This is a genomic window from Mesorhizobium sp. P3_A8 (genome assembly GCF_056402995.1).
On sequence record NZ_JBFUGI010000001.1, the window covers coordinates 74,135 to 87,612 of the forward strand.

The 13,478-nt window shown below is 62.2% G+C and carries 13 protein-coding genes; 4 read left to right on the forward strand and 9 right to left on the reverse strand.

What is annotated here, in order from left to right; translation table 11 throughout:
• Positions 1–5 precede the first annotated feature (5 nt).
• Positions 6–1,178, reverse strand: a complete 1,173-nt coding sequence (locus AC1DX4_RS00355; RefSeq protein WP_477218431.1) for a glycosyl transferase family 1 — start codon at positions 1,176–1,178, stop codon at positions 6–8.
• Between the two features lie 187 nt (positions 1,179–1,365).
• Here AC1DX4_RS00355 and AC1DX4_RS00360 point away from each other — a divergent pair, with 187 nt between their 5' ends.
• Both AC1DX4_RS00360 and AC1DX4_RS00365 read left to right on the forward strand, forming a co-directional pair.
• Positions 1,366–2,862 carry a lipopolysaccharide biosynthesis protein gene (locus AC1DX4_RS00360; protein WP_477218432.1) on the forward strand — a complete coding sequence of 499 codons (1,497 nt, stop codon included), beginning with the start codon at positions 1,366–1,368 and terminating at the stop codon, positions 2,860–2,862.
• Positions 2,863–2,913: 51 nt separating this feature from the next.
• Positions 2,914–3,936, forward strand: a complete 1,023-nt coding sequence (locus AC1DX4_RS00365) for a phosphoribosyltransferase (protein WP_477218433.1) — start codon at positions 2,914–2,916, stop codon at positions 3,934–3,936.
• A 19-nt stretch (positions 3,937–3,955) separates the two neighbouring features.
• Here AC1DX4_RS00365 and AC1DX4_RS00370 read toward each other — a convergent pair whose 3' ends face one another.
• The 8 genes from AC1DX4_RS00370 to AC1DX4_RS00405 form a co-directional block, all read right to left on the reverse strand.
• On the reverse strand, positions 3,956–5,035 hold the full coding sequence (locus AC1DX4_RS00370) for a glycosyltransferase (protein ID WP_477218434.1): 1,080 nt from the start codon (positions 5,033–5,035) through the stop codon (positions 3,956–3,958).
• 66 nt (positions 5,036–5,101) lie between these two features.
• Entirely contained in the window at positions 5,102–5,551 is a 450-nt protein-coding gene (locus AC1DX4_RS00375; protein ID WP_477218435.1) for a hypothetical protein, read from the reverse strand.
• A gap of 13 nt (positions 5,552–5,564) precedes the next feature.
• On the reverse strand, positions 5,565–7,007 hold the full coding sequence (locus AC1DX4_RS00380; RefSeq protein ID WP_477218436.1) for a GMC oxidoreductase: 1,443 nt from the start codon (positions 7,005–7,007) through the stop codon (positions 5,565–5,567).
• A 67-nt stretch (positions 7,008–7,074) separates the two neighbouring features.
• A complete protein-coding gene (locus AC1DX4_RS00385) occupies positions 7,075–8,406 on the reverse strand; it encodes a UDP-glucose dehydrogenase family protein (RefSeq protein ID WP_477218437.1) in 1,332 nt (443 codons plus the stop codon).
• Positions 8,407–8,455: 49 nt separating this feature from the next.
• The gene (gene exoK / locus AC1DX4_RS00390; protein WP_477218438.1) at positions 8,456–9,337 is read right to left on the reverse strand and encodes an endo-1,3-1,4-beta-glycanase ExoK; all 882 of its coding nucleotides are present in this window, start codon (positions 9,335–9,337) and stop codon (positions 8,456–8,458) included.
• A gap of 139 nt (positions 9,338–9,476) precedes the next feature.
• Positions 9,477–9,878: a hypothetical protein gene (locus AC1DX4_RS00395; RefSeq protein ID WP_477218439.1), complete on the reverse strand. Its 402-nt coding sequence runs from the start codon at positions 9,876–9,878 to the stop codon at positions 9,477–9,479.
• A gap of 262 nt (positions 9,879–10,140) precedes the next feature.
• Positions 10,141–11,163: a glycosyltransferase family 2 protein gene (locus AC1DX4_RS00400; RefSeq protein WP_477218440.1), complete on the reverse strand. Its 1,023-nt coding sequence runs from the start codon at positions 11,161–11,163 to the stop codon at positions 10,141–10,143.
• 64 nt (positions 11,164–11,227) lie between these two features.
• The gene (locus tag AC1DX4_RS00405) at positions 11,228–12,358 is read right to left on the reverse strand and encodes a nucleotidyltransferase family protein (protein ID WP_477218441.1); all 1,131 of its coding nucleotides are present in this window, start codon (positions 12,356–12,358) and stop codon (positions 11,228–11,230) included.
• A 518-nt stretch (positions 12,359–12,876) separates the two neighbouring features.
• Between AC1DX4_RS00405 and AC1DX4_RS00410 the strand changes: the two genes are divergently transcribed.
• Positions 12,877–13,029, forward strand: a complete 153-nt coding sequence (locus tag AC1DX4_RS00410) for a lasso peptide (protein WP_010913078.1) — start codon at positions 12,877–12,879, stop codon at positions 13,027–13,029.
• Positions 13,030–13,165: 136 nt separating this feature from the next.
• Positions 13,166–13,465 (forward strand): PqqD family protein, encoded by a 300-nt coding sequence (locus AC1DX4_RS00415; RefSeq protein WP_477218442.1) that lies wholly within the window; start codon positions 13,166–13,168, stop codon positions 13,463–13,465.
• Positions 13,466–13,478 lie beyond the last annotated feature (13 nt).

Consider the following 13,478-nt stretch of genomic DNA (forward strand, 5'->3'; position numbering starts at 1 on the left):
TCATCCTATGCTAGAGCTTCAGCCGCGAGGGGTTCGCGCACGGTGGTCAGGCGGCGCAGTTTTTCGACCAGCGCCCTGCAGTCGCTGCGGTCGTAACTCCACGTCCTCGGATTGCGGGCAAGCACGCGCGCCTTCAGCCTGCCGAAGCGATGCTCCTCCATCTTGCCGAGTGCGGTTTCGAGCGCGTCTGATGAAGCCTGCGGCAACAGGATGCCGATGTCCTGCTGGCTGAGGAACCGGCCGGTTTCGGTATGGCCCATCGAGATCGGCACCGCTCCGAAGCGGCAGCCCTCATAGAGGCGGTTGGGCAGCAGCCATTCCGAATTCTGCCCTTCTTCGAAGAAATCAATCGCCCAGGAGAAATGGACGTCCTGATAGATCGCCGCCATGTCCTCCGGATTGCGGTAGGGTCCGCGAAACGACAGATAAGGCTCGGCATCGACGAAGGCGTGGAAATCCGGGAATTCGGAGAGCGCCGGACGGCCGCGCAGCACCACTTCGAAACGTCCATCCATGCGGTGCGTGAAATCGGCCAGCAGCTTGAGCGAGCGGCGGCAGCGCAGCGCCCCGAACCAGCCGATTCGCCATGGCGGGGCGGCAGGTGTTTCCACGGCCTCGCGTTCGGCGGGCAAGATCGCCGCTGCCTCGAAATATTTGTTCTCGACCAGCTCGACGGGTGCGGCGACCTGGCGGAAAGGCTTGAAATAATTGGCGATGAAGGCGGGCGAACTGGTCACCAGCAGCCTCACGTCGCGCGCCAGATGGCGCTCGGTAGCGCGCAGCGCCTTGCCGAGGACATCGTCGCGTAGCACCAGGCGGTGGATGTCGAGGCATTCATAGACGATCGGCACCGAGGCGCCGAAAGCCGATTTGGCGCGACGGGCCAGTGCCAGCATTTCCAGGTTGCGCGCGATGATGAGATCGGGCCGCGGCGTGCCGCCAAGCTTTGAACCGATTGAAATCGCAGCTTTCGCCACGGCCGCCAGGCGCTGGGCGAATCGGCCGTCGCGCGTCGCGCCAAGGTCGATCGGGCGCAATCCTTCTATGTCGGCAATCGGGGTTTCGGTACGGCGGAAGCCCGCCAGGGTAACCCGGGCGCCGCCCGTCCTGAGCATTGTAATCCGTCGGCGAACCGCCGGATCGGAAACATCGTGCACCAGGTACAAGACATGCAGCATGAAAACTCGACCGCTGTTTGACCCCACCCACAGGGATGCTAGTACAGCTCTTGCTGCATCGCAACATTTTTGGCGCGCCGATGGACATTTTCTGTTGCACTGCAAAATTATTGCCGTAGTTTGGCGTTGGCGGCGGTCGTGGATTTTCAAGGTTCGGAAATCCGCGCAAAAATCAGGAATCCTGAATTTGGAAGCCAATCCATTCGATCCGCCAGAAGGCTCGCTGCGCAAATCAGTCGGCCGTGGCGCGGTGGTGACGGCCATGTCGCAATCGGTGCGGGTCGCGACACAGATCATATCCGTCATCGTGCTGTCGCGGCTCCTATCGCCGCAGGATTTCGGTGTCGTGGCGATGTGCGCGCCGGTGCTGGCCTTCATCGCGCTGTTCCAGGATTTCGGCCTGACCCAGGCGACGATCCAGAAAACAGGCATCCGGCATGAGGAGGTGAACTACCTCTTCTGGATCAATGTCGCGGTCAGCGCCATCCTGGCTTGTGTGCTCGCGGGTGCCGCACCGCTGGTCGCCGCCTTCTATGGCGAACCACGTGTGACCGGCCTGGTGGCCGCGTTCGGGCTGCAGATCATGGCCTATGGGCTTGGCGCCCAGCATCTGGCGCTGTTGACACGGCGCATGCAGTTCGGGCGCCTGGCGATCATCGATGTCGCCAGTGCGGTTGCCGGGCTGACTGTATCGATTGCCTGGACCTTCATCGACCGCTCCTACTGGGCGCTGTTTGCCGGCACGCTGACCGGCGCCGTTCTGCCGACGCTATGCTACTGGGCAAGCTCGCGCTGGCGGCCGGGCATGCCCCGCAAGGTCGCCGGCATCGGCGAACTGATCAATTTCGGCGCCGGCATCACCGGCTTCAACTTCGCCAATTTCTTCGCCCGCAACCTCGACAATGTGCTGATCGGCAAATACTGGGGCGAGCAGCAACTCGGCCTTTACGACCGCGCCTACAAGCTGCTGCTGTTCCCGCTCAGCCAGATCACCAATCCGCTGTCGAAGGTCATGGTGCCGGCGCTGTCCCGGCTGAAGGACGAACCGGACCGCTATCGCAGCGCCTATCTGCGCGTGATGCCGCTGATCCTGTTGGTGGCACTGCCCGGCGTCGCATTCGCCACCGCCATGTCGGATGTGCTGATCCCCTTCGTGCTCGGCGAACAGTGGCGCGCAAGCGCCTCGATCTTCCTGGCGCTCGGCTTTGCCGGGCTGCTGCAGCCGCTGAACAACCCGGCAGGCTGGCTTTTTGTCAGCCAGGGCCGCTCCGGCGACTTCATGCGCTGGGGCATCATTACGGCGGTGACGTCGGTGCTCGCCTTCGCGATCGGCCTGCCCTATGGCGCGCTCGGCGTGGCGATCGCCTATGCGGTCAGCGAATATCTGCGCACGCCGTTCCTGTGGCTCTATGTCGGCAAGAGCGGGCCGCTGCAGGCCAGCCATGTGCTGCGCGCCGCAACGCCGTTCGTACTCGGCGCGCATCTGGCCCTCGCCGCGGTCTGGCTGATCAAGCCGCTGCTGCCGCAGCAGCAGGTCATCGCCTTGGCCAGCGGCGCCATTCTTGCCTACCTCATCACGACAGTCATCGCGCTGGCCTTCGCATCCGGCCGCGAGGCCTTGCGCGAAGCCCTGAAGATGCTGCCGGCAAGACAGCCGGCGGCAACGCCGCGCCAGGCGCAATAATTTCGGCGCCTTTGCCGGCTACCACATCCACACGAGCATCAGGTCTGATTCATGCACTACCGATCGATCTCCGACATGAACGACGCGGTCGTCGGCAACCTTCACCGGCTGCCGCGCGATATCGACCTGGTGGTCGGCGTTCCCAGAAGCGGCGTGCTGGCGGCGACGCTGGTCAGCCTTGCGGCCAACATTCCGATGACCGACCTGGATAGCTTCCTGGACGGCCGGGTCTACACGTCAGGCATCACCAAACGCCGCGCCGCACTCGACCGCAAGGTCTCGGACATGCGCAAGGTGCTGGTGATCGACGACAGCGTCGCCGGCGGCAATGCCATGCGCGACGCCCGCGCCCGTATTCAGGCTGCCGGCATCGAGGCCGACTTCACCTTTGCCGCCGTGTTCGGTCTGCAGCCGCAGCATCAGGAGATCGATGTCGTCTTCGAGGTCGTGCCGCATCCGCGCATGTTCCAATGGAATTTCATGCATCACAAATTCCTGGCGCAATGCTGCGTCGACATAGACGGCGTGCTGTGCCTCGATCCAACCGAGGCGGAAAACGACGATGGACCGGCCTATGAGAAATTCCTCAGCGAAGCGCGGCCGCTTCATGCCCCGACGCACAGGATCGGCTGGCTGGTCACCAGCCGGCTGGAGAAATACCGTGCGCTGACCGAGGCATGGCTGGCCAAGCATGGGATCCAGTACGACCAGCTGATCATGCTCGACCTGCCGAGCATGGCCGAGCGCCGGCGGCTTGGAGCGCATGGCAGTTTCAAGGCCGATTTCTACCGCAAGTCCGACGCCATCCTGTTCATCGAAAGCGAGCATCCGCAGGCGCTGAAGATCACCGAACTGTCGGGCAAGCCGGTGCTGTGCGTCGAAACGCATATGGTCAGCTTCCCCGACACGCTGTCGCTGCCGGCGCTCGGCCAGGCGGCGCGCAACCTGCCGGCCAGGCTGCGGCAGATCAATTCACAAGAAGGCCGCAAGGGCGCCGCCAAGGCGCTTGCCCGCGCCCTGCTCGGCGCCCGTGGCTACGAGACGCTGAAAAGCCGGGTCAAGCGCCCAGCCTGATCAACATCATTCGGCAGCGCTACGCGGCTTGGCGCGCGCGCTGCTGCACCGCCCGGTCCAGTATCGAGAAGAAGGTGACGAACTGGCGGTCGGGATCGAGCTCCGGGCGTGCCGCGAAGCCGCGGGCCAGACTCGAGACGCGGTCGTACTCCTTGTTGTCGTTCCACAGCTGCCTGATGGCCGCGACCCAATCGATGAGCGGAGCGTCGTAGTCGAGCACCGTGCCGCCGGGGCCGATCGCTTCGGGCAGGCCGCCGCGCCGCGAGCCGACAACCGGAATGCCGCTGCAATGGGCCTCTGACGCCACACGTCCCCAGGCCTCTTCCCATTTCGAGGGCGCCAGCAGGATCCTGGTGCGGCCATAGACCGTCTTCATGTCGTTGGTGCGACTTTCCAGCGTAACATTGCCGAGCGGTGCGATCGTCTCCTCGATGCGCGCGCGATGGTCGTCCTCCAGCTTCCAGCTTTCGACGAACAGGAACGGGATTTCGGGGCAGGCGCCGGCAAGGCGCACCGCCAGCTCGAAGCCCTTTTCCTCATAGGGGTTGATCAGGGTGACGAACTGGCCCGTGGTTGGCGTGGCGTACTGCGTCGGGTTGATGGTCGGCGGGATCACTGTCGCCTCGATGCCGAACTCTGTGGCGTAGGTGCGTGCGGTGAACTCCGAATTGGCGATGTAGAGTGCGGAGCCCAATTCGCGCAGATCGCCGCCCAGCTCATGGAACTCGACATTTCTGAGATAGATGACCAGCGGCACGCCTTCGGCCTGTAGCGCCTTGCCTAGCGGAACCGACTTGTGACACTGGACCACCGCCACGTCAGGTTTCTGTCTGCCGACGGCAAAGCTTGCCGCCTCCCAGGGAAACCATGAGCGGATCACCGGATAGCCAGGATGACTGTCGATGACCGCGGGTTGCCGAAGCAGTTTCATCTTGGCGCGCGCCTTGAGGCCGAACATGCCGTCGCCAAACAGAGCGGCGAGCACCGATGCTTCATGCCCGTGTTCGATCAACTGCTGAGCCAGATGATGCGTGCTGGACTGGACGCCGCCACCGAACTCGGGCGGATAGCCGTTGCCACTGGCAAAGAGGACTTTCATGGAACCGGCTCCTGGTCTTTTCGCATTTCAGTCATGCGGCCGATGAAGAGCCGCGTCGAAAGCGCCTCAGGCGCTCTGTGGTGGGTCAAGCGTCGCGAACGGGTTGGTGCACGAGTGCCATCCGGTGAACCGGATCGGGTCATCGGGTGAACTGCGCCAGGCGTAGTCGGTCAGCATGTGGAACTCGGCCACGGCCCAGCGATCGAAATGCCTGAGATCGCGCCGCTTCTGCCTCGGCAACAACCCGCGTGCCTCCCCGAGCTTCGTCGTTTCGAGCAAGGTGATGGCATCGCCCAGCTTGTCACTGGGAAATATCCACGGGTTGCGATTACGGAACTCGAGCACGAACTGCTGCAGATGCTCGATGCGCATGTTCAGCCTGCCGAGATATTTTTCCAGCGTGACGCGAACCAGATCCTCATCCGAAAACGAGGAGACGGCCGCAACGGCAACGCCCGTCGAGGCAACACCGCCTGCCATGATGGCCAGTACCGAGCGCCGTGTGACTTCGATCATCGGCCCGCTCCTCTCATGCGATCCGGCTCGCCGCCCGCAGGGACAAAGCTGCCGCGGTCAGGCTTGGGTTGGCGCAGGAGCAGCTCGGATAGGTGCTGGTGCCGACGACAACCAGGTTTCTCAACCGGTGATGGATCATGTTGCTGTCAACAACCGAATCGGCCGGGCCGGTGCCCATCCTCAGCGTGCCCTGGACATGCGATTCCGTTGGTCGGATGCCGCGGTCGAAGAGCCGTTCGACCGGCAGCGGGGCAAGCAACCCTGGCAATTTATCCAGAGCCCGGGCCATGCCCTTGACCGCATAGTCCGACGGAGCCTTGAAGGAGACAAAGGCATTGTCGTCCTCGTCGAGGGTGACGAAATTCTCGTGGTCGAGCAGGTTTTCCGTGACCACGACAAGCGGCAGCGTCTGGCGCAACCGCCCTGTCTCGGCACGCATTCCATGCTGCCAGCGGTTTTCGAAATAGACCAGTGCCGCCGCGTGCTCGGACCGGTGCGGACCGTCATAGAGGCCGAAATTCAGGCCGGTGGTGATGGTGCTGCCGTCGAAATTGTCGACGCCGTTGAGATAGACCTCGAAATTCCAGCCATAGGATTCGTGCAGGCCGCGCCCGACGAATTCATCTCCGAGGCCGGATCGCAGCATGATCGCCGCGCTCTGGATGGCATTGGCGCCGAGGATGAAGAGATCGCCGCTGACCTGATATTCCTTGCCGTCATGGACGAAGGTGACAGAACGGACCGTGCCGCCGACATGGTCGAGCCTGCGCACTTCCGCGCCGAGACAGACCGAAACATCGGGATGCTCGAAGACATGCATCAGGCCATTGTTGACGGTGAATTTGGCGTCGGCCGGACACAGCCAGCAGCGCAGATTGGCACAGCACGAGCTGCGCTGCGCGGTCGGGATCCGCGCCCGCGCGGTCGGCATGACGAAGTGCTGGTCGGGCTGGGCCGCCTTCATCATCTTGTCGGGCGTCGACATGCGATGCGGCGGTTGTGGAAACGGTTTCGAGCGCGGCAGCATCGCCGCCATGTCGGGATCACCCGAGATCGACATGATCTCTTCGGCATCGCAGTAGAACGGCTCGACATCGTCATAGCTGATCGGCCAGTCATTGCCGATGCCGTAGGTGCTTTTCAGCCTGAAGTCGTTGGGATGGAACCTTGGCGTCTGCGCGAACCAGCAGTTGGTCCCGCCACCCAGCCCGATCGTATAATTCCACAGCTTGTCGGAATTGGTCTTGTAGGTCGTCTCGTCGTCGATGTCGGTGTTGGCGTTCTGGTCGAGCTGCCATTCATGGGTGTTGTGGCGGCCCCACTCCAGCACCAGGATGCGCGCCTTACGCCGCTTGGCGAACTCGTGCAGGAAGAAGGCCGAGCCGAAGCCGGAACCGATCGCGATGAGATCAAAATGATCGCTGGTGATTTGCTCGGGCTTTACGTCCAGCACCATCAGCCACAACTCCTTTCCATACCGGGCGCACCCGTCAAATTCTGCTCCCGGCTCTTCAAGCCTGGTCTCACGCCGCCATTCTGCCGATCGAGTGGTATTCGATGCCGTGGCGCGCCACGACCTTGGGGTCATAGAGGTTGCGGCCATCGAAGATGACTGGCGTGGTCAGCGCGTCCTTCAGTGCATCGAAGGACGGCGCGCGAAAACTCTTCCATTCGGTGGCGATGAGCAGCGCATCGGCGCCGCGCAGGGCGGCCTCCTTGGTGCCGCACAGAAGCAGGTCGTCGCGCAGGCCATAGATGGCCTGGCATTCCTGCATCGCCTCGGGGTCATAGGCCTGCACATTGGCACCAGCATTCCAGAGCGCTTCCATCAGGACACGCGCCGGCGCCTCGCGCATGTCGTCGGTGTTGGGCTTGAAGGCCAGGCCCCACAGCGCAAAGGTCTTGCCCTTGAGACTGCCCTTGAAATAGCGGTTGACCTTGTCGAACAGCACCGATTTTTGGTCGTTGTTGCGCTCCTCGACGGCACGCAGCAGCTTGGCGTCGAACTTGACGCCTTCGGCGGTCTTGATCAGGGCGCGGACGTCCTTGGGAAAGCACGAGCCGCCATAGCCGAGACCTGGATAGATGAAGTGGTAGCCGATGCGCGGATCGCTGCCGATGCCCTTGCGCACCTCCTCGATGTCGGCGCCGAGCTGCTCGGCCAGATTGGCCATCTCGTTCATGAAGCTGATCTTGGTGGCCAGCATGCAGTTGGCGGCGTATTTCGTGAATTCGGCGCTGCGCACGTCCATCACGATCATCTTCTCGTGGTTGCGGTTGAAGGGCGCGTAGAGCTCGCGCATCACCGCCTCGGTCTCTTCGCTCGAGGTGCCGACAATGATGCGGTCCGGCTTCATGCAGTCGGCGACGGCCGAGCCTTCCTTGAGAAATTCGGGGTTGGAGGCAACGTCGAAGCTCAGATCCTCGCGCCCTCTCTTCTTCAGCGTTTCGGCGATCCTGGCTTTCACCTTTTCACAGGTGCCGACCGGTACGGTCGATTTGCCGACGACGATCTTGGCACTGTCCATCTCCCGGCCGATGGTCTCGGCGACCGCCAGCACATATTTGAGGTCGGCCGAACCGTCCTCGCCGGGCGGCGTGCCGACCGCGATCATCTGGATTTCACCATGCCGGACGGCGGCGGCGGCATCGGTGGTGAATTTGATGCGGCCGGCGGCGTGATTCTCCCTGACGATGCTTTCGAGGCCCGGTTCGAAGATCGGGACGAGGCCCTGGTTGAGCCGCTCCACCTTGTCTGCGTCGATGTCGACGCAAACAACCTGGTGGCCAACCTCGGCAAGCACCGCCGCCTGCACAAGGCCGACATAGCCAATTCCAAACACCGTCAAGTTCATTCGGTTTCATTCCCATCCATGGCCGCCAACCGTTTTCGGTCCGGCCGGTTCAATTGGTCTTTCCCAACTCTTTTACGCTGCATACGAGCGATTCGGGAAACTGACAGGGATCACCGAGCGCGGTGAAGGCAACGCGCTCGATCTGCAGCGAAAGCTTGCGGCCCGGATCGGCGAACGCGCCCAGCCAGCCCTTCATGGTGTCGCTGCCCCAAAGGCTGAAGAAGATCTTCTGCGCATGGCTGGGCAGCTTTGCCGGGTCGGTGATGGTGTTCACCAGCTGGCCGTTGACGTACCAGCGCAAACTGTCCTTCTCCCAGACGAAGGCGTAATCGTTGAAGGCCTTGTCGGTGCCGCCCGGCACCTCGACCAGCTTCTCGTTCTTGCCCTTGCCGTCGATATAGGCGTTGACCTGCACCTTGGAGGTGTCCTTGGTCAGTACCTCGAAGTCGATCTCGTCCCAGGGCTGCTTGTCGGATGGGCCGATATAGGAAAAGAACGCCGCGTTGAGGCCGGAGCCGGCGTCGGTCTTCAGCCGCGCCTCATAGGTACCGTAGCCGAAGCGCTGCTTGGTCTGGATCTCGCCACAGGCGAACTCGCGATCCTTCAGCTTCTGCTTTTCGAAGCCAAGCGACAGCACCCCGTCGGAAAGGGCGACCAGTCCCTTCGACCAGGTGCAATTTTGATGACTGCCATTGTTCCAGCCGTCGGACACATACCAGCGCGACCGATCGAAGCTCTTGAAATCATCGACGAACGAGGGAGCGGACTGGATATCCTGTGCGTGCGCGGGGACTGCCGAGAGGCTGCCAAGAGCGGCCAGCAGCAGGGCACCGATCAAGCCCAACCGCTGTTGGCCGGTTTGCCGGGTCCCATGCGCGAAGGGCGATGCGTCAATTGCTGTCGTGGACGTGGTTTTCGGATTCGAATTCATACCAAACTCACCTTTGTGCTGTGCGTCCCCAACCCAAAGTCGACGTTTGAACCGCTTCCAAACGGGCCAACCTTGACCTCCTCCTTGCCCTCCCGAAATCCCTCTCCTGTCTTGCATTCTCGCAGCGCGCCTTCACGGGTCACGCCCGGCCGGCGCCCGTGGGCCTGGCGAAATCAACCGCAGCGGCCGAATCGGACGCGCCATTCTCGTCGAAGACCGTATCCAGCGAATGGCGGAGCTCCCTCATCATGCCGTTCTGGCGCGCCAGCGCGGCGATGCGGCGTTCGCAATTCAGGATCGATTCCGTCAGCGCGCTGACTTCGGAAGAGCGGCGGTCGGTGGCGGAGCCGTTTTCCATGGCTTCGACAAGAAAGGCCGCGTTGGTCGCCGTCTTGCGGTAGCGGCTTTCCAGGCCGGTTTTCTCGGCCGCGATCTCGGCGGCGATCTGCTCGAACAGTTTCGCCAACCGGTCAAGGCGCGAGATGTCGGCCTGCCGGTCGCGGGCCGGATCCCTTGATCTGAAGCCGAATATCGAGGCCATGGGCTTAAATTCCTGTCATCGCCGGCTTGCATGCCGGGAACCTGGCCGGTCCCCGCAAGCGGGGCTGAAAAACGCGTACCGCATCGTCCAACTCCACCGATGGGAGAGACTTCGGACCAATCCGATCGGGGCCAGTTCGGTTGGTCGTTCAATTTGCTGCAACGCAACATAGACTGCCATTCCCGGAGCCGGGAGGCAACCACCCAATTCGTAAACTCATAAATCCGGTGGAAATGCTTTGCGTGGGGGCATTTCCCGCGCCTTACCGCTCCTTGCCCGCGCTGGTCCCGGCCATCAGAAAACGCAGCGGCGGCACATGCTTTTGCCCGGAGACAAGGCCAACGCGCCGAAACAGTGCCTCGAGCTTGTCGGACGCCACGCCCTGGACGATGGGGACCAGGTTGGACTGACTGGCAAAAGCATAGGCGGCGGCCGAAGCCAGGCCACGCTCGGCCTTCACATCGAGGAAATTGCGCAGCCGGTATTTGTCGCGCACATGCCGCTCGTGCCGCCGCAGCACCGCCTTGGAGCCTTCCGGCAGGCTGTCGATCGCCAGCAGCGCCAGATCGGCGTCGGCGAGCCGCTTCAGGTCCTGCGTCTTGTGGCGGCCGCTGAGCGACTCGGCACGCACGATGGCGCCATAACCGCAGGAGCGGATGACCTTGAACCGTGCCCCGTGGGCGACCGCGCGGGCGTAGAGTTCGTAGTCCTCGCCCAGGCGCAAGCTCTCGTCGTAGCGCAATCGGTGCCGTTCGAGGAAGGCGCGGCTGATCACCGGCTTCAGGAAGCCAAGCTCGCCTCTTTGCACGCGACGCCTGGAGATGTTGCCTTCGACGAAGCGTTCGAAGTCGAGGAATTCCGGATCGGCGGCAAAATCCGGGGCGACGATTTTTGTTGCGTCGCTCGTTGCATCATCCCTGATGAGCATGATGTTGTCGGCCGCGAAATCCCAGTCGGCGGCGGCAAACAGGGTGCGGAACCGGCCCTCGAGGAAGAAGTCGTCGGCATCCAGAATACTGATGAACGGCGCTTTTGAGCCGGCGATGGCGGCATTGCGGGCGAAGGATGGGCCGCGATTGACGTCGAGGCGCATGACCTTGAGCCGGCCGCTGCCGTCGTCGGCGGAGCGGGCGATCTCGGCCGTATCGTCGGTGGAGCCGTCGTCGACGACGACGACCTCCGCCACTTCCGGTTCGCGTAACGCGGATGCGATGGCGACCGCGATCGTGCGCCCCGCATTTTTGGCCGCGATGATCACGCAGACCTCGGATTTCGTCATCGACATGGTTTTGCCTCTTGCACAGGTTCCGATATGCCCTCGCCCTGTACGTATTGCGACGCCACCGCCATCACGGACTGGCCGGCCGCTCGAAGATGCGGCGGCTGATGTCCGCCGACGCTGCCCAACCGGCCTCGGCCAGGTAGCGGACGGGAGCCCGGCCACACAATTCCCACAACACCGTTCGCCGCTGCGGCCATCGCAAGGACGACAGCCAGGGCGCGATCACCATGTTGAGCAAATCCTCATTGCCGATGCGCGACAGGATCGGCTTGGCACGCTCCGACAAAAGCGTGCCGGTGCCGCCCAGCAGCACATCGGCGGCGCGCAGGCCAAGCAGCAGCGTATCGTCGAGCCCCTGGCTCACCGCCGCATCGAGCACACGCTGCTGATCGGCCTCGTCGAGACGGTTGGCGCTGGCCCTGATGTCACAGACATAGCCGGCGCAGGGTTCGCGGTTGAACAGCGCCTTGGCGACGCTGATGCAGGACAGCATCAGCGTGTCGGCAACCGACGTGAACGGCACTTCGGTGCCGGTGATCTCGACCAGCCGCTTGCGCCGCAGGAAGCCGTCGGCGTCGCGCGGACTGGGCGAGCCGGGCTGCTGCAGGCGATAATGAAGGTCGACCGTCGACGATTTCGGCCCGTTGCCACGGATCATGTGCTGTTCGCCAAGGAAACGAACCCACCAGACCGAGCGCGACTTGCCAGCAACCTCGTAGCCGATCGAGCGCAGCGCATCGCGCGCTTTTGAGAACCCGGCCGGGGAAACCAGGATGTCGACATCGCCCGAAGGTTTCATGAAATGGTCGTCGTAGAGCAGATGCTGCTGGAACGGACCTTTCAGAAAGACAAGATCGATCTGCCTGTCGCGCAGCGCCTGATGGATCGCCATCGAATCCATGAGGCAGGCGGCGTTCATCGAAACCGTCTGCCGGCGATAGGTGCCGAGCCATTGGAAAAGCTCAGCCGGCCTCTCACCCGCCGGAGCGCGCGACAGCGCCTTCAGAACGAAGTTGGCGACCTTGTTCAGCCTGGTGATGTCGGCGACGGCGGCGTCAGAAAGGTTCGGCGGCGACACAGCCCCGGCCGAGGCCACCGGTCCAGCGAAATACAACCGCAGGCAGGCCTGCACATAGGCGATCTCGTCGGCGCAGTCGGCGGCGCGCAGTCGCTTATAGGAACTTTCCGGCAAGGCCATTGAGCGCATAGTCTCCAAAATGCGGTTTGCGCGACGCTTATGCTGCAAGTGCGAAGCAAAGCATCCTCAAAAACCTCGGCGCCGTAAAGTCTTTCCTTTCGCAGTGCGAAATTTTGCAACCAGAGCGTTTGCCGAGCGTTCTGAAGATGGCGCAACATTACGGCTGAAATTCCGGCCCGATCGAGGCACTTCAGCCATCCATCAACACCGGTCGCCTACCAAGAATCCATCTTTTTAGCCATGCCTAAAAAAGCGTCAGCGCTATGAACTTTTTATGCAAGCAAAATCAATTGCTTAAAGAATCGCCAGACGTTAGACCTGACTGCATCCGGTTTAAGCCCAATAGGGGCGGAATTTTGAGCATTCCGCACACACATGGTGACGTCCGCAACCCGTAATTGATTAACCAGAAGTAAATCAGGCTTGACTCATAAATGTTGCCATGCAGCTATTGCATCGCAGCATGAAAGTGCTGACGGCACTCGACAGGCCGTTTCCAGTCCTCATTGGAGAGTAAAATGGAACAGAATGTTGAAAAGCACGAGTACGAAACGCCCAGCCTGACGGTACATGGTTCGATCGAAACCATCACCCAGGGCGGTGGCGGCAGCACGGCAATCGACGCGTCGTTTCCGGCGCACACCCCGATTGGCGATCTGACGTTCTCCTGAGACTAGCCTGGTTCTGGAGGAGTGACGTTGGGCCTCCAGGATTGAATACCGTGAATGGAGCCGGGGATGAAAATCCCCGACTTTCCCTTTTTGAACTGACGACGCGTAGAACGTGTGTTGCAAACGAGGTTTTGGGATGAACTGGAACCCATCGGAGCACGATTGGGTAAGTGCCACCGGGGACGCCGTGGCTTGCGAATTCGGTGACGGCCTCGCGCTTCTCAACCTGAAATCCAATATTTATTACAGCCTCAACGGCGTCGGCGCGTTCATCTGGGATCTGATCCAGGAGCCGAAGTCGATCGCCGATATCCGCGGCGCCGTGATCGAGCGCTACAATGTCGACGCCGAGCGTTGCAAGGCCGACGTCGACGCCTTGCTGAAAGGCCTCGCCGAAAACGGACTTGTGAGGCTGCAGCATGAGGCACTTGTCTAGGCAGGTTTCGCAG